This is a genomic window from Bradyrhizobium sp. UFLA05-153 (assembly GCF_054185185.1).
Genome location: NZ_JBBIAM010000060.1, coordinates 38166 through 57479 on the forward strand (window position 1 = coordinate 38166; position 19314 = coordinate 57479).

The 19314-nt window shown below is 64.8% G+C and carries 18 protein-coding genes and 1 pseudogene; 6 read left to right on the plus strand and 13 right to left on the minus strand.

The window, feature by feature from the left end; genetic code table 11:
* Window positions 1-294: 294 nt before the first annotated feature.
* Together Q2941_RS29665 and Q2941_RS29670 are read right to left on the minus strand one after the other, a co-directional pair.
* Window positions 295-1692, minus strand: a complete 1398-nt coding sequence (locus tag Q2941_RS29665; RefSeq protein WP_458194584.1) for a tetratricopeptide repeat protein — start codon at window positions 1690-1692, stop codon at window positions 295-297.
* 226 nt (window positions 1693-1918) lie between these two features.
* On the minus strand, window positions 1919-2647 hold the full coding sequence (locus Q2941_RS29670) for a hypothetical protein (RefSeq protein WP_458194594.1): 729 nt from the start codon (window positions 2645-2647) through the stop codon (window positions 1919-1921).
* Window positions 2648-2784: 137 nt separating this feature from the next.
* Between Q2941_RS29670 and Q2941_RS29675 the strand changes: the two genes are divergently transcribed.
* Window positions 2785-4329 (plus strand): cation:proton antiporter, encoded by a 1545-nt coding sequence (locus Q2941_RS29675; RefSeq protein ID WP_027520665.1) that lies wholly within the window; start codon window positions 2785-2787, stop codon window positions 4327-4329.
* Between the two features lie 67 nt (window positions 4330-4396).
* Here Q2941_RS29675 and Q2941_RS29680 read toward each other — a convergent pair whose 3' ends face one another.
* The 5 genes from Q2941_RS29680 to Q2941_RS29700 all read right to left on the minus strand — a co-directional run bounded on the left by Q2941_RS29680 (window position 4397) and on the right by Q2941_RS29700 (window position 9784).
* Window positions 4397-5203 carry an SDR family NAD(P)-dependent oxidoreductase gene (locus Q2941_RS29680; RefSeq protein WP_458194585.1) on the minus strand — a complete coding sequence of 269 codons (807 nt, stop codon included), beginning with the start codon at window positions 5201-5203 and terminating at the stop codon, window positions 4397-4399.
* A gap of 12 nt (window positions 5204-5215) precedes the next feature.
* Window positions 5216-5635, minus strand: coding sequence for a DUF1850 domain-containing protein (locus Q2941_RS29685; protein WP_254110199.1), 420 nt, complete (start codon window positions 5633-5635; stop codon window positions 5216-5218).
* On the minus strand, window positions 5596-7704 hold the full coding sequence (locus tag Q2941_RS29690; RefSeq protein ID WP_458194586.1) for a TRAP transporter permease: 2109 nt from the start codon (window positions 7702-7704) through the stop codon (window positions 5596-5598). Before Q2941_RS29690 ends, Q2941_RS29685 begins: the two co-directional genes overlap by 40 nt.
* A gap of 218 nt (window positions 7705-7922) precedes the next feature.
* Window positions 7923-8882 (minus strand): TAXI family TRAP transporter solute-binding subunit, encoded by a 960-nt coding sequence (locus Q2941_RS29695; protein ID WP_458194587.1) that lies wholly within the window; start codon window positions 8880-8882, stop codon window positions 7923-7925.
* Between the two features lie 425 nt (window positions 8883-9307).
* The gene (locus Q2941_RS29700) at window positions 9308-9784 is read right to left on the minus strand and encodes a hypothetical protein (protein WP_027520671.1); all 477 of its coding nucleotides are present in this window, start codon (window positions 9782-9784) and stop codon (window positions 9308-9310) included.
* Window positions 9785-10009: 225 nt separating this feature from the next.
* On the opposite strand from Q2941_RS29700, the gene Q2941_RS29705 reads away from it, so the two are divergent.
* A complete protein-coding gene (locus Q2941_RS29705; RefSeq protein ID WP_027520672.1) occupies window positions 10010-10315 on the plus strand; it encodes a hypothetical protein in 306 nt (101 codons plus the stop codon).
* A 145-nt stretch (window positions 10316-10460) separates the two neighbouring features.
* Here the strand turns inward: Q2941_RS29705 and Q2941_RS29710 are convergent, their stop codons facing one another.
* The gene (locus Q2941_RS29710) at window positions 10461-11651 is read right to left on the minus strand and encodes a hypothetical protein (protein ID WP_458194588.1); all 1191 of its coding nucleotides are present in this window, start codon (window positions 11649-11651) and stop codon (window positions 10461-10463) included.
* A gap of 58 nt (window positions 11652-11709) precedes the next feature.
* Window positions 11710-12339 carry an NUDIX hydrolase gene (locus Q2941_RS29715; RefSeq protein ID WP_458194595.1) on the minus strand — a complete coding sequence of 210 codons (630 nt, stop codon included), beginning with the start codon at window positions 12337-12339 and terminating at the stop codon, window positions 11710-11712.
* Between the two features lie 70 nt (window positions 12340-12409).
* On the opposite strand from Q2941_RS29715, the gene Q2941_RS29720 reads away from it, so the two are divergent.
* From Q2941_RS29720 to Q2941_RS29730, 3 genes are all read left to right on the plus strand, one after another.
* The gene (locus Q2941_RS29720; RefSeq protein ID WP_458194589.1) at window positions 12410-12835 is read left to right on the plus strand and encodes a PaaI family thioesterase; all 426 of its coding nucleotides are present in this window, start codon (window positions 12410-12412) and stop codon (window positions 12833-12835) included.
* A 274-nt stretch (window positions 12836-13109) separates the two neighbouring features.
* A complete protein-coding gene (locus Q2941_RS29725) occupies window positions 13110-14120 on the plus strand; it encodes an aldo/keto reductase (RefSeq protein ID WP_458194590.1) in 1011 nt (336 codons plus the stop codon).
* Window positions 14121-14130: 10 nt separating this feature from the next.
* Window positions 14131-15444 carry a tetratricopeptide repeat protein gene (locus Q2941_RS29730; RefSeq protein ID WP_458194591.1) on the plus strand — a complete coding sequence of 438 codons (1314 nt, stop codon included), beginning with the start codon at window positions 14131-14133 and terminating at the stop codon, window positions 15442-15444.
* Window positions 15445-15454: 10 nt separating this feature from the next.
* On the opposite strand, the gene Q2941_RS29735 is transcribed toward Q2941_RS29730, so the two are convergent.
* The gene (locus tag Q2941_RS29735) at window positions 15455-15928 is read right to left on the minus strand and encodes a DUF4188 domain-containing protein (protein WP_458194592.1); all 474 of its coding nucleotides are present in this window, start codon (window positions 15926-15928) and stop codon (window positions 15455-15457) included.
* A 263-nt stretch (window positions 15929-16191) separates the two neighbouring features.
* Here Q2941_RS29735 and Q2941_RS29740 point away from each other — a divergent pair, with 263 nt between their 5' ends.
* Window positions 16192-16773: a hypothetical protein gene (locus tag Q2941_RS29740; protein WP_027520678.1), complete on the plus strand. Its 582-nt coding sequence runs from the start codon at window positions 16192-16194 to the stop codon at window positions 16771-16773.
* A gap of 452 nt (window positions 16774-17225) precedes the next feature.
* Here Q2941_RS29740 and Q2941_RS29745 read toward each other — a convergent pair whose 3' ends face one another.
* From Q2941_RS29745 to Q2941_RS29755, 3 genes and pseudogenes are all read right to left on the minus strand, one after another.
* Window positions 17226-17882, minus strand: a complete 657-nt coding sequence (locus Q2941_RS29745) for a reverse transcriptase domain-containing protein (protein WP_458194596.1) — start codon at window positions 17880-17882, stop codon at window positions 17226-17228.
* 7 nt (window positions 17883-17889) lie between these two features.
* Window positions 17890-18411 (minus strand): reverse transcriptase domain-containing protein, encoded by a 522-nt coding sequence (locus Q2941_RS29750; protein WP_458194593.1) that lies wholly within the window; start codon window positions 18409-18411, stop codon window positions 17890-17892.
* Window positions 18412-18922: 511 nt separating this feature from the next.
* Window positions 18923-19161 (minus strand): annotated as a pseudogene (locus Q2941_RS29755) (transposase); the annotation flags it as partial.
* Window positions 19162-19314 lie beyond the last annotated feature (153 nt).

The following is a 19314-nucleotide window of genomic DNA, read 5'->3' on the forward strand; positions in this document are numbered from 1 at the left end:
AAACGCTGTTCCGCCATGATCAGGGTCAATTGCCCGCGCTGTTTGGGGGTATTTTCCCGGGAACGGGCTGCGGTTCAAGCTGAAAAGGATGGGCTTTCGGCGGACATTCCGCCTTGGGCGCGCCCCGGCGGTGCTGCACTCCCTCTCCCCGTTCTTACGGGAAGAGGGTTGGGGCGAGGGACTGCGTCCGCAAAAACAGAGATAGCTGAACTCGCGGAGGTTCCCCCTCACCCGGATTGCATCTGCGATGCGATCCGGCCTTTTCCCGCAGGCGGGGAGAGGTGGAAAGGGGCCTCAGCTCTCCAACCCGTTCAGTCGCTGCAAACGCTCCTGCATGGCCTTCTTCAGGTCGTAGCCCGGCCGCCCGAAGCCAGTGTTGCGGGCACTCAGGAAATCGCGCTGGGTGCGGCGGAGGTCGGAGGCGGTGCGGCCGTTAGATGACTTCAGCACGCGCGCATAGGTGTCGGCGATCTGGCGGTCGAGTACGCCGAGCTGCGGATCGGCGCAGATCACCTTCTCGACCTCGCGCTTTGCGGTGGCGCAATCGAACGACGGGCCGCTATCGTCGGCGGACCGCGCATGCAGTGGGCGCGACGGTTGAGCACCGAACTTGGCGATCTCGGCAATCATGGTGCGGCGGCCATCGGCCGCATTCTCGTTGCCGGGATCGAGCCGCAGCGCCGTCTCGTAATCGGCCAGCGCCTTCTTCCGCTCGCCCATCTTGCCGTAGAGCACGGCGCGGTTGTTGTAGGTGAGGGCAAAGCTCGGATCGAGCTTGAGCGCGGCATCATAGTCGCCGAGCGCAGCACCGAGCTCGCCCTTGAACTGATAGGAGTCGCCGCGATTGGTGAAGAAGTTCGGCCGATGCTCCAGCTTGAGCGCCTGGTCGTAGTCGGCGATCGCCTTGTCGTACTCGCCCTTCTCCGCGTAGGACAGGCCACGATTATCGTAGAATTCCGCCTCCGTGGGATCGAGCCGGATCGCCTCGCTGTCGTCGGCAATGGCCTTGTCGAGCTGGCCGAGCTTCTTGTAGGCGGCGCCGCGGTTGGTGTAGCTGCGCGCGTGGTTCGGATCGAGCCGCAGCGCCTCGCTGAGATCCCGGATCGCCTTCTCATGGTCGCCGCGGAGATACCAGGTCGCGCCGCGGTCGGACCAGGCTTGCGCATAGTCCGGCTTCAGCTTGATCGCCTGGTCATAGTCCGCAAGCGCCCGGTCGAGCCGGCGCTGGTTGGTGTAGACGATGCCGCGCAGCTCGTAGGCTTCCGCATCCTGCGGATCGAGCTCGATTGCCTTGCCGAGGTCGGCCGCGGCGCGGCCGAGATCGCCGCCGGCCTCGCGCAGGAGATCGCCGCGCAGGCGAAAGGCGCGCGCGTTCCTGCCATCGAGCGCGATCGCGCGATCGAGATCCTTCAGGGCGTCCGCCGAGCCGCCGGAGGTTTTCGCGTTGGCATCGGCGCGCACCACCAGCGCCGCGGCGCGGTCGGTCGCCGCATTCGCGGTCTGGTCGATGATCGTGGTGCAGGCCGCAATGAGCCGCGGAATGGATTCCTTGCTGCCGAGCACGCAATCGACGGGCGTTCCGCCGGCCGCGGCGGGGCCTGCAGCAAGAGTGAGGCCGACCGCAAGGCTGGCGCCAAGCAGCGAGGTTCTGGCAAGGAACGAAAGTTGCGGGCAATGATGCGGACCGCACATGGCGATGGCTCCGAGACGACGGCTTTCTCCGTTGTCGCAGTCGCGCGGAGACAGGTTCAAGACGGCGCCACACGCTCGGTGCACCTCTCCCGCTTGCGGGGGAGGTCGGCGCGAAGCGCCGGGTGGGGGCTCTCTCCCCTCAGGGAATCTCTCTCTGTGGAGACACCCTCACCCCAACCCTCTCCCGCATGCGGGAGAGGGAGCGCACCTCCCGCGCCGAAGCAGTTCAGTACCCATCCACGCCGTTCAGCCGCTGCAAGCGGTCCTTCATCGCCTTCTTCAAATCATACCCGGGCCGGCCAAATTCGGCGTTGCGGCGGGCGATGAAATCGTCCTGCTCGCGCTGGAGGGTCTTGGCTTCCGCGGGACTACGGGCCTCGCGCGTGACGCGCGCGCTGGCGGCAAAGATCTCGCGGTCGAGATCGGCAAGCTCGGGACTGCCGCAGATCGCCTTCTCCACGGCGCGGCGGGCGCGTGCGCAGTTGAAGCTCGGCTTGCCGGCGATCGCCATCTGCGCGCCCAGACGCTCGAGCTCCTGCGCCATCGCCTTGTGGTTGGCCCTGGCCTTCTCGTGATTGGGATTGATCCGCAAGGCCGCACCAAAATCCTGCACCGCCTTGGGCCGATCGCCCTTCTTCAGCCAGAGCTCGCCGCGCGCGTTGAAGATGTCGGCGAGCGATGGATCGAGCAATAGCGCGCGGCTGTAATCGGCGATGGCGCGATCGATCTGGTCGTGCCGCGCAAGCAGCGCGCCGCGCGCGACCAGCGCCTTGACGAGATCGGGCTTGGCGGTCTTCTCGTTGTCGATCACGTCACCGCAGGCGGACATTGCCTTCTCGACGTCATCCGCCGCCGTCGCGGCGAGGCACGGCGCGATGTCGATCTGCGCGACTGCGGCCGGCTCGCCGCCGGTCGCGGCCCGGCCTTGATGGGCCGGCAGCACGCACAGGATCATGGCGGTGCAGAGGCTCGGAATCAGAATGGATCGGCGCATCATCGTTGCAGTCGGAAATTCTCGCGTCGTGGAGGCGCTCTCCACTATACAGCCGGATTGATGCTAGCATCGTACCGCTGACGGTTTGGGGATATCTCGTGTCGACCTTCGAATGGATCATCGCACTTCTGCTCGGCGCCGTTGCCTTATCGGCGCTGGCGCGGCGGATCAAGGTCCCCTACCCGACCTTTCTCGCCATCGGCGGCGCGCTGCTCGCTTTCGTGCCCGCGAGCCCCTCCTGGACGCTCCAGCCCGATCTCGCCTTGGCGCTTTTTGTAGCACCGGTGCTACTGGATGCCGCCTATGACACCTCGTTGCGCGATCTCCGCAACAACTGGGTTCCGGTCTCGACGCTTGTGGTCGCCGCGGTCGGCTTGACCACGGCCGGTGTCGCACTGGTGACGCATCGGTTGGTCCCCGATATGCCCTGGGCCGCCGCGGTCGCGCTCGGCGCGATCGTCGCGCCGCCGGATGCGGCTGCCGCGGTCGCCATCCTGCGTCAAGTCCGCCTGCCTTATCGCATGGTCAAGGTCCTCGAAGGCGAGAGTCTGCTGAATGATGCGAGCGCGCTGCTGATCTATCGCATCGCGGTCGGCGCGGTCGTGATGGAGCACCTGAAGTGGAGCGAGATCGCGCCGACAATCGCGCTCGCGCTCGGCGGCAGCGTCATCGCCGGCTATCTCGCGGCGCGCATCATGCCGCTGTTCATCACGCGGATCACGGAAGCGCCGAGCGCGATCATCGTGCAATTCGCTACGACCTTCATGATCTGGATCGGCGCCGAGCATCTCGGCCTCTCCGGTATCCTGACCATCGTCGTCTACGCCATGGCCGTCGCGCGCATGGCGCCGGCGCGCATGCCGGCGCGGTTGCGGGTGCCGTCCTACGCGGTGTGGGAGACGACCGTGTTCGTGCTCAACGTGCTCGCCTTCATACTGATCGGATTGCAGGTTCAGCCGATCTGGTCGCGCCTCGCAGAGGATGTGCGCTGGGAGTATTGCGTGGCGGCAGCGTGGATCCTGCTCACGGTGATCCTGGTGCGGCTCGCCTGGGTGATGACCTACCGCACGATCCTGCGCATCCTCGTCGCGTACGGCATCTATTGCCCGACGGACCCGAATGCAGTGACCTCGCCCAAGGGCGGCATCATCGTATCCTGGTGCGGCATGCGAGGGCTGGTGACGCTCGCCACCGCCTTTGCGCTGCCGGAGAATTTCCCCTATCGCGACTTCATCCTGTTCATAGCCTTCGCCGTCGTGCTGGGATCACTGGTGATCCAGGGCCTGACGCTACGGCCGCTGATCCTGGCGTTCGACCTCAAGGACGATGATCCCGTCGCGGGCGAGGTCGCTCGCGGACGCGCGCTCGCCTATCAGGCCGCGCTCGACGAGATCGATGCGGATCCGTCGGAAGAGGCCGAGATCCTGCGGCTGGAATACCGGGCGCTGCTGATGCAGGCCGAGAACGATCCCAATGGCGGCGTCGCCAGCGGCGAGCTGCCCGCCGATCCCCTGCGCCGCCGCGCCATCGACGCCGCCCGCAAGACCATCTTCGACCTGCGTGCCACAGAGGTCATCGGCGACGACGCGTTTCACAAGCTCGAGGAAGAGCTGGATCGTGCCGAGCTGAGCGCGGGGGGATGATGCTCAGTCGTCGTCCCAGACAAGCGAAGCGCAGATCCGGGACGACAGAGGAGGGTGTGGCTGGCGATCACGCCCCTGATTTACACGTGATGCCGCCGTCGACGATGAGCTCGATACCCGTCACGTATTTCGACTCGTCGGAGGCCAAAAACAGCGCGGCGTTGGCGACGTCCCAGGCGTCGCCCATGTGGCCCATCGGCACCTGGGCGTCGCGGGCGCGCCACATCGCCTCCACGTCGCCCTTGGCGTAGCTGGCAGCGAGACCTGCGGAATGTTCGACCATCGGCGTCTTCATCAGGCCGGGCAGGATCGCGTTGACGCGGACATGGTGGCGCGCGAACTCGACCGCCGTGGTGCGCGTCATCATGTTCATCGCAGCCTTCGAGGTGCCGTAGCTGACGTAGGAGAGGCCCATGTGGCGGATCGAGGCGATCGAGGAGATGTTGATGATCGAGCCGCCGCCCTGCTTTGTCATCACGGGGATCACCTGCTTCATGGCGAGGTAGGCGCTCTTGAGGTTGACGGTGAAGACGCGATCCCAGCTCTCCTCGGTCACCTCGACCACGCTGCCCATCTCGGCGATGCCGACATTGTTGTCGAGCACGTCGATGCGGCCATAGGCTTTCAGGCACACTGCGACCATGACCTCAATGTCGCTCGCGCGCGACACATCGGCGGTGAAAGCGGCCGCCTTGCCGCCCTCGCTTGTGATGATCTTCGCGGTCTCCTCGGCCGCAGTGCCGCTGCGATCGACGCAAAACACCGACGCGCCCTCACGCGCAAAGGTCACCGCTGTCGCCTTGCCGTTGCCCCAGCCCGGTCCGATCGAGCCGGCGCCGACTACCATCGCGACCTTGCCCTTGAGCCGATCCATCGCGTTTCTCCCTTACTTCTGTTGTTCTTCGCAGACGCTCATGCGGGTGACATCAGTACCGACGGCGTGGCCGATGATCTCCGACAACGTCCGGCATTTTCCTTCGCTGCACAACCGCCACTCCCCGGCGACGCCGGAATTGCCGAGCATCACCTCACGCATGGGTGGGCGCGCGGGTCGCCACTGGAACCAGCCGTCAGTGAGGCGCGCCTCGGGCGGCGGCTCCATGCCGGCGCCGGAGCCTTTGACTCGCGCCTGCACGAGCTCGAGGCCCTCCGGCGTGACGCGCCAGTCTTCCTGCCAGTCGATCTTCTCGATCGAATGCGTCCAGACAAGCGTGAAGGCTGCGAGCGCCAGCGCCTTCACGCTTCCGGCCGAGGCGAGGCAGAGGCTCACACCGCCTCGACCGTTGCCGGCGGGCGCTGCCGCCATTGCCAGAGCACGATCGCGGCCATCAGCACGAAGCCGATGGTGTCACTGAGCGGGAAGTCGCCAAGCAGGCAGAGCGCGGCGCCGAGCGCGAGCGCGCGTTCGAGCAAGCTGAGCCGCGTGAACAGGAAGCCGATCGCGACCATGCCGAACAGGCCGATCGCCGCCAGCGCCTTGAAGGTCGCGAGCGCCACCGCGCCATAGAAGCCGAGCTTTGCGGCCATCGGATCGCCCGCCTGCAGCATCAACGCCGGCGAGTAGACGAAGATGAAGGGGATGACGTAACCGGCGAGCGCGATGCGCATCGCCTCCCAGCCGATCTTGTCCGGATTCTCCTTGGCGATCGGCGCGGCGGCGAGTGCGGCGAGCGCGACCGGCGGCGAGAGGTCGGCCATGATGCCGTAGTAGAACGCGAACATGTGGCTCGCGATCAGGGGCACCCCTAACTTTGCCAGCGCGGGTGCGGCGAGCGCGGCGGTGATGATGTAGGTCGGGATCGTGGGAATGCCGGTGCCGAGCAGGATCGACAGCAGCATGGTCATGATCAGCGCCAGGAATAGGCTCTTCTCGCCGAGCCCGATCACCCAGCCGCCGAAGATTGTGCCGACGCCGGTCTGCGACATCATGCCGATGATGACGCCGACGATGGCGCAGGCCATGCCGACCGTGATGGCGGATTTCGCGCTTTCGGCCAGCGCATCGCGGCAGGCGCGCAAAGCGGCAAGCCCGCCGCGGACGAAGGCGGTGATCACGATCAACCCGGCGACGACACATGACACCGGCACGATCTGAAGGCCGTCGCGCGACAGTGCGGCGACGACGAGCGCAAGCCCGATCCAGAAGATGTAGCGGATCACCATGGCCGATGCCCCCGCCGTGATGCTGGCCCCCAGGATCAGCGTCACCGTCAGCGCAAGGCCCATGCTGCCGGCATAGAGCGGCGTAAAGCCTTCGAACAGCATGTAGACGAGCGCCGCAAGCGGCAGCACGAGGTACCAGCGCGTCACCAGCGCTTTCCAGGCGCTCGGGATTTCCCCGCGTTTCATGCCGGTGAGCCCGTGCTTGCCGGCTTCCAGATGCACCATCCAGAAGGCGGAAGCGAAATAGAGCACCGCAGGAATCGCAGCCGCCTTCACGATTTCCGAGTACTGGACCCCTAGCGTCTCCGCCATGATGAAGGCCACCGCGCCCATCACCGGCGGCATGATCTGCCCGCCCATCGAAGCGGTGGCCTCGACGCCGGCGGCAAAGGCGCGGCGGTAGCCGAACTTGATCATCAGGGGAATCGTGAACTGGCCGACTGTCACGACATTGGCAACGCCCGAGCCCGAGATCGTGCCCATCATGCCCGAGGCGAACACCGCGACCTTGGCAGGGCCGCCACGGGTGCGGCCGAACAGGCCGAGCGAGACGTCGGTGAAGAGCTGAATCATGCCGGCGCGCTCCAGGAACGAGCCGAACAGGATGAACAGGAAAATGTAGGTCGCCGAGACGTAGATCGGCACGCCGTAGAAACCTTCGGTGCCGAAGGACAGATGCGTGACGATCTGGTCGAAGTCATAACCGCGATGGTTGAGCGGCGACGGCAGGTACTGGCCGAAGAACCAGTAGGCGAGGCACGCGCCGCACATCAAAGGCAGCGCCGCGCCCATCAGGCGCCGCGTGCCCTCGAAGATCAGCACCGCGAGCAGCGTACCGACGGCGAGATCGACCTGCGTCGGATCGCCGTCGCGCGCGATCAGATCGGCGTAGAAGATCCATTGATAGAGGCCGCACAAAAATCCGGCGCCGCCGATCAGCCATCCGATCGCGCGGCCGGCATCGCTTCGGGCCGTGAAGTTGCCGATCAGGCCGAAGGTGAGCAGCACGAGGAAGCCGACATGGACGCCGCGCACCACCTGGCTTGGCAGATAGTTGAAGGCGGCGACGTAGAGCTGGAAGGCCGCAAACGCGATGCCGATCCAGTAGGCGAGATGACCCCACCAGCCCGGTCCGAATCCTTCCGGAAAGCCATGCTCGAAATTGTCGAATTCGACCTTGATGGGCGCCTGTGCGCCCTCCGCCTGCAACATGCCCGTTTCCCCGCGCCCCGATGGGGGCGTTCTTACAGCATTTGCGCTGCGTCCTGAATACGTCATGCGCTTTGCTCCGTCATTCCGGGGCGATGCGACGGGACCGCAAAGCGCGGCCCGGAGCATCGAGCCCGGAATCTCGAGATTCTCAGGTGCGCAACTGCGCACCATAGCTCGGCTCTTCGAGCCGCCCCGGAATGACTACGGAGAAAGTCGCGCTACTTGATCAGTCCCTTTTCCCTGTAATAGCGGATCGCGCCGGGGTGCAGTGGGACCGGGCTGCCGGTCGCCGCCGTCTCGAGCCTGATCTCCTTGCCGGCGACATGCGCGTTCGCAAGCTCGGGCAGCGACTCGTAGATCAGCTTGGTCATCTGATAGGCGAGATCATCCGAGACCGCCGCGCTCGTCACGAGATAGTTCACGACCGCCGCCGTGGGCACGTCCTTGTCCTGACCGGTATAGGTGTTGGCGGGGATCACGGCCGAGATGAAGGGCGGGCCGATCTTGTCGACGGTCTCCTTCGGCACGGCGACGACCGTGATCGGGCTCGAGGTCGAGAGGTCCTTCAGCGAGGCAACGCCGAGGCCCGCCGATTGCAGCGTCGCGTTGAGCTGGCGGTTCTTCATGAGGTCGACGGATTCGGCGAACGGCAGATATTCCACCTTGCCGAGATCCTTGTAGCTCATACCGGCGGCGGCCAGGATCGCGCGCGAGTTGAGCTCGGTGCCGGATTTCGGCGCCCCGACCGAAAGGCTCTTCCCCTTGAGGTCGGCGAGGGTCTTGATGCCGCTCTCGGCAGTCGCGACGATCTGGATGTAGTTCGGATAGATCGCGCCGATGGTGCGGAGCTTGTCGAGCTTGTTCTTGAAGCCCGCCTCCTCCTCGCCATCCCAGGCAGCCTTCAGGGAGTCGCCGAGCGTGAACGCCAGTTCACCGCGGCCCTGCTGCAGGAGGATGAGATTCTCAACCGACGCCTTGGTGGCCTGCACCTGCGTCTTCACGTTCGGAATCTTGTCGCTGTAGATTTTCCCGATCGCGACGCCGAGCGGATAGTAGACGCCGGAGGTGCCGCCCGTCAGCACGTTGATGAACGATTGTGCCTGCGCACAAGAGACTGACAAGGGCACCGACGCCGCCAGAGCAAGAGCCGAGGCTGCGCCGATCAACTTCAATTTCATGATTTTCATCTCCCCAAACCGGCGGCGAAATTGGCCGGATGGGGGGTGCGGGTCAACCCATCCAAAAGGCAAAACAGGGCTGCACGAAACAGCCGTTATGCCTGATTTTCAGGGAGCTCGGCGGGTGCGGCGACGTGGCGCACTTCAGCTTCGAGTCGGATCGACTGAGCCGCGGTCTCGGTCACCTCTCCCGCTTGCGGGAGAGCATAGGCCGCCTTCGGCGGCCGTCCTCTTAGAGACGCGGAGGCAAAGCGCCTCGGCTATGCCGAAGGCGCGGGTGAGGACTCTGTCCTCTCGGGTTCTCAATTGCGGAGACACCCTCTCCCATAGCCGATGCTTCGCATCGGCGTTTTCCTGAGAACGGCGGCCAAAGGCCGCCTATGCCTCCCCCGCAAGCGCCCGCAAGCGGGGGAGGGAGCGCCCCCTCACTGGAACGTCATGTCCAGGCATTTGGAAATGTCGGAGCCGAGGCCGGAGGAAATGATGATGCAGCCGCGCACCTTCTGCGTGGTCACGTCTGCGGCCCACACCGAATAGCCGCCGGGGCCGAAGAACGAATTGGTATTCGGCGGCTCGGTCTCGGTCGCATCGAAATCGTAGTGGCCGTCGGTCTCGAAGATGCGCGGCTTCTTGGTGCAGCCGCCGTCGGTCTGCACGTTGATGACTTCCTTGTTGTCGCGGGTCAGCGCCAGCGAGACCTGGCAACGGAAATATTCCGAGGTCTTGGTGTTGAAGAGATAGGTGTAGGACTTGCAGGTCGCGGTGTTCAGCTTGCCAGGGGCAAGGCCGCGGCTGCAGGAGATCCGCTGGTTGTGGCTGAGCTGGTAGTCATCGGCATGGGCGACGGGCGCGAGCGTCACCAGCAAGGCGGCGGACAAGCAAATTTTTATGACATGGTTCATTGGAATCATCCCTACCCAATCTCTTTGTCGAATTGCGTTCTAGACGGAAAGCGGAACATAGTCGCGAGAGGGCGAAGGGAAAATCACAAACTGCTGGTCGGGATGTGATTGGGCACGACGACCCGCCTGACGGGACGTGCGTTGCGACCGAGGCGCGTATTGACCGGCAAAGACCGTTCGTGATTTGTTCGGAACGGCAACCAAGAAGTTACGGGGAGGATGAGGATGACTGGATTTCCAACGAAGGCCTTGATGGCCGCGGCGATGCTCGGGGCGCTCGCCGCGCCGGCCGTCGCGCAGACCGCCGCGACGCCGTGGGAGCTGAAGCCCGACATGGGCTATGCCTATGACAAGGAAGGCAAGACATTCTCCTACAAGATGGGCACCAGCAATGCCGGCGACCTCCTGAAGGGCGCCAAGAAGGTGCCGCGGGGCACGCTGTTCTTCATCGGCCAGAACGGCCAGCTCTACATGCGCACCGGCCCGTACCTCGAGGGCGACGGGCGGTTCAAGTTCGGTCCGGATCAATAAGGGGGCGGCGGAGCGGCGCCATTCAGTCGGTGTCATCACCCGCGAAAGCGGGTGATCCAGTATTCCAGAGACAGCGATGGGATACGGAGAGGCCGCGGCGTACTGGATGCCCCGCCTTCGCTTCGCGGGGCATGACGGCCACCTTCTAAAACGCCCCCGCCAGCTCCTTTGCCCCAGCATTGTTGCTGTTGCTGTCCATCCGCGCATCCGTCACCGCCAGCAGCTTCGCCACCGTGTTGTGACGAATCGCGACCGGGTTGCGTTCATAGCCGCTGCGCTGGAAGAAGTTCGAGGTCGGCACCTGCACGCGCATGGCTTGCGGCATCGTCACCATGTCGAGTCCGGTGCCGTCGCCGGTGAGATTCATCATCTCGAGCTCGGCGGCGGTGAGCGGGCGGGTGTACCCCTTGGCGCGCGCGAACAGCACCGAGGTGAGCAGCTTGTGGGTCTGCAGCATCGGCCCGACGTCGATGTCGAGCACCATGGCGTGCATCGCCCAGCCCTGTGCGGTGTCGCCGATCTTCTCATGCTCCGACCAGGTGTCGGGCACCGACTTCGCCTGCGCCACCATCTTCTTCAACACGGCGAGCTTGTGCTCGAGCGTTTTGCGCGCGGCGCCCGAGCTCTGTGCGGTCTTCTCGGAAAGCGCGCGGATCAACTCGTGGCCCTGCTCGGCGAGCAGCTCGACGCTGTTGGTGGTCAGCAACTGATTGTAGCCCATCGCCGTCGAGATCGCGCGCTTGCCGCCATGTTCAATTCCCGCTTGCACGTCGTGATTGCCGGTGCCGCCGGTCTCGAACGAATAGACCCGCACCGCCTGCTCGCGCGTCAGCCCGAAAGCGAGTGAATAGCGGGCGTAGGCGCGCTTGAACTCGACCTCGGTCGCCGGCCGCTGCGGCGTGAACTGGTAGAGATCCTGCGCCGCGCGCAAGAGATCGGCGACGACGGGGATCGGCTTGCGCGGGCGCGGCTCCGGCTCCTCGGTGGGCTCCGGATTCACCGGCCGCTTCGGCCCGGTATAGAGCGGCGGCTGCTCCAGCACGTAGTCGTCGAGCGTGATCTGCTGCCCGCCGCGCCGCTTGGCATTGCGGGTGCGGCGTTTCTCGGAGATCGCGCCCCAATAGGCGCCAGCCTCCGCGTCGAAAGCCGCGCGCGCCTCCTGATATTCCTGGAGGCGCCGGCGATATTCGAGGATGGCCTGGGGCGATACCTGCGCCATCGCGTTGCTGACGGCGGGTGGCAGTGCAGACGAGTCGCGCGCAAGCGCGGGCGGCACGAGCAGGACGAGCGCGAGCGGTGCAAGCGTCAGGGCGCGCCGAATCGGTTGGTGATGCATGGCACCGTTGTAGCAAGCATCGCGTGACTGTCAGGTTAAAACCCGTTTACGTCTAAGGTCATTTCCAGGCGAACACCGGCTGTTCCAGCTCGGCAACGCGGGTTGCGCGCCCCGCCAGCACCTCGCGGAACTGATAGATCAGCGCCGCAGTCGGGGCATGGATCAGGCTCTCCTCGTGATGGAAGCGGATCACACGCCGCGCGCTTTCGGGGATGGCGACGAAGTCGAAAGCGTTCTCGCGCTCGATCGTAGCAAGTGCAATCGGGTGCACGGAGGCGACCTCCTGCGGGTTCGGCACCAGTGTCGTGCCGCTCGCGGCCCAGACCACGACGGGCGTGATCAGATAGCCGGAGCGGGTCGGGTAGTCGTCCAGGAGGCCGAGCACCGCGTCCGCGCTAAGCCTCAATCCAAGTTCCTCGTCGAGCTCGCGCAGCGCCGCCTCGACCGGCGTTTCACCGTCATCGCAGCGCCCGCCGGGCAAGGCCCATTGCCCGCGATGAGCGCGCAGGTGAGATGCACGCAAGGTCAGCAGCAGCGCCGTGTCGCGCCCCTCGCCTGCCGCGGCAAGCGCAATGGCAACCGCGGCGCGCTTCAGCGCCGGCGGCTCGCCATCATCGGGCAGGCGCGCAAACGCCGCGCAGGCGCCGGCGATATTCCGCCGTGTGGCATCGTCGAACGGTCTCATGATGCTTGACTACACCAGGAGCGCGCTTGATGAAATGAGGCGCAGATGCCCGCTTTCACAGACGGACCCGGACATGATCGACAAGGCCGCCGCGAGACTCAAGCACGACGGCTGGACCGTTGTCGAAACCACCGGCTTCATGCACCTGATCGGTCCGTTGTGGGAGCGCCAGGTCGACGGCCGATACGAATACGCGCTGATCACGCAGGACAAGCATCACAATCGCCGCGGCATGGTGCAGGGCGGCGTGACGATGACCTTCGCCGATCGCACCTGCGGCATGACCGCGCGCTATGCCACCGGCAAGCAGTACATGGCGACGGCGCAGCTCGACACGCATTTCGTCGAGGCCGGCAAGGTCGGCGACATCCTGATCTCGCGCCCGCGCGTGGTGCGTTCGACCCGCAGCCTGATCTTCATGAGCACCGAAGTCACCGTCGACGACCGCTGCATCGTGATGGCGAATGGGGTGTTCAAGATCTTGAAGGGGCCGGAGTAGCCTCATTGCAAGACGTCCTCCGACGTCGTCCTGGCGAAAGCCAGGACCCATTACCCCATGGCGCAATTGTCGCGCGAGCTCGTAACCACGAGTCTCCGCCAAACTACTTCCTGGGGTTATGGGTCCTGGATCAGCGCTCGCTCCGCTCGCTTGTCCAGGACGACGATACTGAAAGAGCACGCGTATTGAGGCAATACTGGATTGCTTCGCTGCGCTCGCAATGACGGAGTGAGATCGCTATGGTGGTACCCACAAACGCATCGAGGATTGACCCATGCAATACCGCCAGCTCGGCCGCAGCGGCCTGAAAGTGTCGCCGATCTGCCTTGGCACGATGATGTTCGGTGGCCCCACCAATGAAGCCGATTCCGAAAAGATCATCGCGAAGGCGCGCGAGGCCGGCGTCAACTTCATCGACACCGCGGACGCCTATTCCAACGGCGGCTCGGAAGAGGTGGTCGGCCGCGCGATCGCCAACAACCGTCACGCCTGGGTGCTCGCCACAAAGCTCGCCAATCCCATGGGCGATGATCCCAATCGCAGCGGGCTGTCGCGGCGTTGGGTGTTGCAGGCGGCAGATGAAAGCCTGAAGCGCCTCGGCACCGATGTCATCGACATCTACTATCTACACAAGGAAGACCATGCGACACCCCTCGAGGAGACCGTGCGCGCGATGGGAGACCTGATCCGCGCCGGCAAGGTGCGCTATTTCGGCGTCTCGAACTATCGCGCCTGGCGCGTCGCCGAGATCTGCAACATCTGCGACCGGCTCGGCATCGACCGGCCCGTGGTGAGCCAGCCTTATTACAACGCGATGAACCGCATGCCGGAGGTCGAGCATTTTCCGGCATGCGGCTATTACGGCCTCGGCATCGTGCCCTATAGCCCGCTGGCGCGCGGCGTGCTGACAGGCAAGTACCGCCCCGATGCGCCGCCCGACAAGGAGACGCGTGCAGGCCGCAATGACACCCGCATGATGCAGACGGAATGGCGTCCCGAGTCGCTCAAGCTCGCGCAGGAGATCAAGCAACACGCGGAGAAGAAGGGCATCACCGCCGGCCAGTTCGCCGTCGCCTGGGTGCTCAACTCCGCCTGCGTCACCTCGGTAATCGCCGGCCCGCGCACCGAGGAGCAGTGGGACGACTACATCCGAGCGCTCGACTATCGCTTCACCGCAGAGGACGAAGCGCTGATCGACACCCTGGTGACGTCGGGCCATCCCTCGACACCGGGCTACAATGACCCGGCCTATCCGATCGAGGGCCGCCGCGCGCGAACAGCATAAGGAAGTGAGCATGGCGCATCAGGACCGCTACGGGCTTCCGCTCTCCACCACATCCGATGCGGCTGCGACCTCCTATCGCGAGGGCATCGACCTCTTGCTCGCAGGCTGGACGGGCACTGCGGAAGCGCTGGAGCGCGCGACCGAGGCTGATCCTGATTTCGCGCTGGCGCACATTGCGCGCGCACGCGTGCATTCGTTCTATCAGCAGGGCGAGCTCGCGCGGAAGAAAGCGGGCCTGGCGCGCGAGCTGGTGGCGAAGCGCGGCACGGAGCGCGAACGCTCGCACGTCGAGGCGCTGGCGCTCGCGGTCGAAGGGCGGATGCCCGAAGCGCTGGCCGCGACCTTGAAGCATATCGAGGCCTGGCCACGCGATGCGGTGGTGCTGGCGCTGCCGCTCGGCGCCTTCGGCCTGTTCGCCTTCTCCGGCATGGCCGATCACGACCGCGCGCGGCAGGATCTCTGCGCAAGCATCGCGCATCACTATGGCGAGGACTGGTGGTTCCTGACGCTCTACGGCTGGGCGATCACCGAGAACGGCGATGTTACGCGCGGCCGCGCGATCACCGAGCGCGGCTTTGGCCTGAAGCGCAAAAATGCGCATGGCGCCCACGCAGTGCTGCATGCCATGTTCGAGGACGGCTCAATCGACGAGGCGGACCGCCTCGTCGACGAATGGATCGGCGGCTATGACCGTTCCGGAATCCTGCACGGCCATATCCGCTGGCACCAGGCGCTTGGTGCGCTCGAGCACCGCAATGCGGCGCGCGCGCTCGCGATCTATGCCGACGTGCTGCAACCGTCGATGACACAGGCGCCGCCGCTCAACGTGATCACCGACGGCGCCTCGCTGTTGTGGCGCCTGTTGGCCTATGGTCACGCCGTGCCGAAAGAGCTCTGGATCGAGGCCGACGCCGCCGCGCAAAAGCTGTTTCCGAAATCGAGCATCCCCTTTGCCGACGTCCACATGGCGCTGTTCGCGGCCGCCACGCAGGATCGCGAAGCACTTGCCGCGCGTCTTGCCGTCATCGAGCAGCGGCTGGCCGACGGCAAGCTGCCTGCGGGCCCCGTCGTGCCCGCGATCTGCCGGGCGTTCACGGCCTTCGCCGACGAGGATTATGCCGCCTGCGTGCGCCAGCTTGCGCCGGTTCTCAGCCAGGTCGTGCGGATCGGCGGCAGCCATGCCCAGCGCGAGCTTATAGAGGACACTTTTATCGTCGCATTGATGCGCAGCGGCGAACTCGCGCGGGCCCATGCCCTACTCGATGCCCGCCTGCATCGCCGCCCCTCGCTGCGCGATGCGCGCTGGCAGACTGCACTCCAGTGAGAAGTTTCGATCAGGCAGCGCCGAGCCGCTGCCGTGCGCTGTCGTTGGCGTCGGTGATGCCGCTGGGGGCGCCGGCCTTGCCGAGGCCGAACGGGGGCATGCCGCTATAGATCGCTTCATAGTCGCCGGCGTGGACCCGGTAGGTCTCGTGCCAGATGCCGACGTCGCCGCGGCTGTCCTTCAGCCGCCGGTTGAAATCGACCCAGGCCGGCCAGTGCTGCGCGTCGTGCGCCCTGGCGTAGCGCTCCAGATGATCAAAGCTCCGCCAATACTGCACCATGTTGAGAAGGCCGAGCTCGGTGTGGCCGAGGAAGCCCACCTCCCTTGAGGCCTTCTCCAGCTCCTTGATCATCCTCGGCATGGCGAGCGCGACCGGCAGCCATTTGTGGAGCGCCCACGGCTTGTTGACGCGCATGCCGATCAGAAACACGACGAAATCGCCTTCGATCCGGCCGGCGACGCGGCTCGGGATGACCTTGGTCATGCGAAGCCTCCCCGTAGATTTCCGGAGACACTGCCGGAGGGCGGTGGCGGCGACAAGCTTTGCCACGAAAAAAACATGGCCCTGGCGGCAAGTGCGCGCCGGGTCGGGGTTGAGGCGGTTTTCGTGAATCGCCGGCGGGTGGCGCGGTGGTATTCCAGACGGGCATGTGCTTCGCACAACAAACGGGATCGCAACCAATTGGTGGCTGGATGGTTGAGGCACGGAACTTTTCCGTTTCCGCCACGCGCCATGCGAGCCCCATGATGCGCCGCCGCTTCCGACCGGTTCTGGCCGCGAGCCTGATTGCTCTCGCAACTCCTTGTTTTGCCGGGTCTTCCGCCCCCATAGGAGTCAACAACCAGGCGGAGCCGCAAAACTCCTTCATCGACCTGCTGGCGCTGATGTCGGGCCAATGCAAGACCTTGCGGATCGCGGGGCGCGAGTTCGCCTGCAAGACGGTGGCCTACGCCCATGGTGACAAGGGCCGCGTCAATTTCGCGGTCGCGATCGACGACCCCACTGATGACAGCCACGTCGTCTCGTTCTCCGGCGAGAACGGCAAGCGCGCCGACGACAATTCCTATGAGCTGCCGATCGACCGCATGCTGCTCAATTCCAAGGACCGGCCCAGGGTCGACGGCCTGCCGGTGCCGGCCGAGCAGATCTCCACCGGCGTCTGCCGCCAGACCGGCAATTTCGCCGCCCGGCAGGTCTCGAACATCACCTGCACGGCGACCGACAACGAAGGCCGCAGGTACGAGCTGCTGTTCGTCTCCGACGGCACGCCGGTGAGCGTGCGCCGCGTCCGGCAGTCCTCACCGTCGATCCAGGATCCGTTCAAGTAGCCGGCGGACGGCCGCTTACCTGCCAAGGAGCAGGATGATTGCGATCAACAGCATTACTACCCCAAGGGCCGGGACGACGAACCACAACGTTTCGTGCTTCATGACGCCCGGTCGCTAGTTTCGGGCTCTCAGCTTGGGCGATCTCCGAATATTTTGAGCTGTCGCGAGCGAAGGAGTCACGATAGCCAGCCGGTGACAGTGCACTTAACTAGCTATTTTGCGATCTATCAGGTCGAGCGTGCACTGAGTGGTCGCGGTAGGGACGCGAGTTGCCTCGCGCCCCCCCGCACAGATCCGCACGTGCGGTTTTCCCGCATACGGCTCTTACCTCGGGTGTCTGACGGCGAACCGCCGGTTGGGCCAAGGATGCAGGATTTCCGGTTTGGGGAGCCACACGTCCGCGAGCTGCCTCATTTGCTCCCATCCAAGCGAGCGCCTCTGGCTGCGACGCTTCAGCGTCCGCCACCAGCCTCGAACTCCCGGAAGTTTGCGACCGCCCGCCTGTTGGTCGGTACGGCGTGGTAGTTGAAGTAGCCACGGATGACTCGCCTCAGCCATTTACCCTGTTCGGGGACTGACTGATGCATACGCCGTCGCAGCTCCTGCTTCACGGCTTGCAACTTCATCCGCATACGATCGCGGCGGGATTTCCGCTTGATCAGGAACTTGCCCTGCCGCGACTTGCCGCAAATGAAAGTGAAGCCGAGGAAGTTGAAGGTCTCCGGCTTGCCAAGCCCGCGCCGCTTGCGGTTGTTCGCCGCAAAGCGCCCGAACTCGATCAGTCGGGTCTTCTCAGGATGCAGTGACAGCGCGAACTCCTTCAGCCGTTCGCGCAACGTGTCGAGGAAGCACCGGGCGTCATGTTCGCGTTCGAACCCAACGACGAAGTCGTCGGCGCAACGCACGATGATCATGTCGCCCGTGGCCTCGCGCCGTCGATGACGCTCGGCCCACAGATCGAGGACGTAGTGCAGGTAGATGTTGGCAAGCAGCGGTGAGATCACTGCCCCCTGCGCCGTTCCCTGTTCACCACCCCTGACGACCCCCTCTTCGAGGACGCCCGCCTTGAGCCATTTGCGGATCAGGCGGATGATACGCTGGTCGCCGATCCGGTGCTCAACGAAGGATCAGCCATTGCTGGTCGACCGTGTCGAAGAACGAGCGGATGTCGGCGTCCACAATGAAGTTCACCTTGCGACATCCAATCCCGACCACCAGCGCGTCCATCGCATGATGGGCGCCGCGGCCGGGCCGGAACCCGTACGAGAACCCGAGGAAGTCTTCCTCGTAGATCGCGTTGAGCACTCTCGCCACTGCCCGCTGGACGATCTTGTCCTCAAGAGCCGCAATCGCCAGCGGTCGCCGCCCACCGTCAGGCTTCGGGATATAGACCCGTCGCGACGGCTGCGGCCGATACGCTCCCCGATGGACACGAGCATGCAGGTCCTCAAGGTTGGCCTTCAGGTTGCGCTCGTAGTCCCGCCACGTCACCCCGTCCACACCCGCCGCGGCATGCTCCTTCAATTCAAAGAACTCCGTTGCAAGCAGATCGGCATTGACGTGATGGAGCAGCGCGGTGAACCTCTCCTTCTTCCTCTCCCTTGCAGTTCGCCGTATGCGCTCCAGCGCCGGTGTCACGCTCGCCCGTCTCTGCGTCCGGTCCGTGCCTTGCTGGTTCGTATTCCCCTCGGTCGCGGCCCTTCGCTCCTCCGCGGATCGCTCCGCTTCGTTCGCCGGATCAACGCTACTACGGCCGCGTCCGACTTCCCGCCTCCGTGCATCATCGGCTTCGGCTCTTCGCCTTCCCGATGCGGACCAGCCACGTCATCCGTCGCTGGCCTGACGCAGGACCTCCCAGGTTCCGATGCAATCCTTTCGTGCGTGACGTGGCCTTCGACCCCGACGGAGCGTCAGCACCTCGCAAAACGGTGCCGCACATCTTGCCTTCGACGACAGTGACCGCCTCGGCCTCCGCGACTTTCGATATTTCGTGGCTCAATCCCACATCACGATCGCTGTGTATGCTTCGTACCCGCCGTCGCCGACGGCTACGCTACACTCGCTAACAGGCGGGCGCTGCCCCTTACCTGTGCCGGACTCCACCGGCAGGACTGCACCAGCTTCCCCTGGCGCACCACTGTCACCGTAATCGAAAGATCTTCTTCCAGACACCGCTCTTGGCCCAGCGCGAAAACCGCGTGTGGATCTTGATCGGGTCGCCAAAACGTTCCGGCAGGTCCCGCCAGGGTATACCGGCGCGATAACGGTAAAGCACCGCCTCGACAACAGCCGATTGTCCTTGGCGGTGACGCCCACATGCCCTTCACGGCCGGGCAGAACATCCTTGATCCTGTCCCATTGATCGTCCCGAAGGGCGTAGCGGCGCATCTGTCAGCTCCGAATCAGCTGACACCCCATGAATCACGCCGCTATCCTCTTGTGAATCGCCTAATTGAGGACAGGCCCTAGCACTACTTTGGCAGATCGTTGATTTTGCCGTGCTTTTAGGATTCCCGAATCAATTTTTCAATGATTCATGGG

What these genes read in the sequence shown, in the direction of transcription:
- Q2941_RS29665 (WP_458194584.1), bottom strand. Translation starts at nt 1,692, where the DNA reads ATGTGCGGTCCGCATCATTGCCCGCAACTTTCGTTCCTTGCCAGAACC.
- Q2941_RS29670 (WP_458194594.1), bottom strand. Translation starts at nt 2,647, where the DNA reads ATGATCCTGTGCGTGCTGCCGGCCCATCAAGGCCGGGCCGCGACCGGC.
- Q2941_RS29680 (WP_458194585.1), bottom strand. Translation starts at nt 5,203, where the DNA reads ATGGATCGGCTCAAGGGCAAGGTCGCGATGGTAGTCGGCGCCGGCTCG.
- Q2941_RS29685 (WP_254110199.1), bottom strand. Translation starts at nt 5,635, where the DNA reads ATGGCGGCAGCGCCCGCCGGCAACGGTCGAGGCGGTGTGAGCCTCTGC.
- Q2941_RS29690 (WP_458194586.1), bottom strand. Translation starts at nt 7,704, where the DNA reads ATGTTGCAGGCGGAGGGCGCACAGGCGCCCATCAAGGTCGAATTCGAC.
- Q2941_RS29695 (WP_458194587.1), bottom strand. Translation starts at nt 8,882, where the DNA reads ATGAAATTGAAGTTGATCGGCGCAGCCTCGGCTCTTGCTCTGGCGGCG.
- Q2941_RS29700 (WP_027520671.1), bottom strand. Translation starts at nt 9,784, where the DNA reads ATGAACCATGTCATAAAAATTTGCTTGTCCGCCGCCTTGCTGGTGACG.
- Q2941_RS29705 (WP_027520672.1), top strand. Translation starts at nt 10,010, where the DNA reads ATGACTGGATTTCCAACGAAGGCCTTGATGGCCGCGGCGATGCTCGGG.
- Q2941_RS29710 (WP_458194588.1), bottom strand. Translation starts at nt 11,651, where the DNA reads ATGCATCACCAACCGATTCGGCGCGCCCTGACGCTTGCACCGCTCGCG.
- Q2941_RS29720 (WP_458194589.1), top strand. Translation starts at nt 12,410, where the DNA reads ATGATCGACAAGGCCGCCGCGAGACTCAAGCACGACGGCTGGACCGTT.
- Q2941_RS29725 (WP_458194590.1), top strand. Translation starts at nt 13,110, where the DNA reads ATGCAATACCGCCAGCTCGGCCGCAGCGGCCTGAAAGTGTCGCCGATC.
- Q2941_RS29730 (WP_458194591.1), top strand. Translation starts at nt 14,131, where the DNA reads ATGGCGCATCAGGACCGCTACGGGCTTCCGCTCTCCACCACATCCGAT.
- Q2941_RS29735 (WP_458194592.1), bottom strand. Translation starts at nt 15,928, where the DNA reads ATGACCAAGGTCATCCCGAGCCGCGTCGCCGGCCGGATCGAAGGCGAT.
- Q2941_RS29740 (WP_027520678.1), top strand. Translation starts at nt 16,192, where the DNA reads ATGCGCCGCCGCTTCCGACCGGTTCTGGCCGCGAGCCTGATTGCTCTC.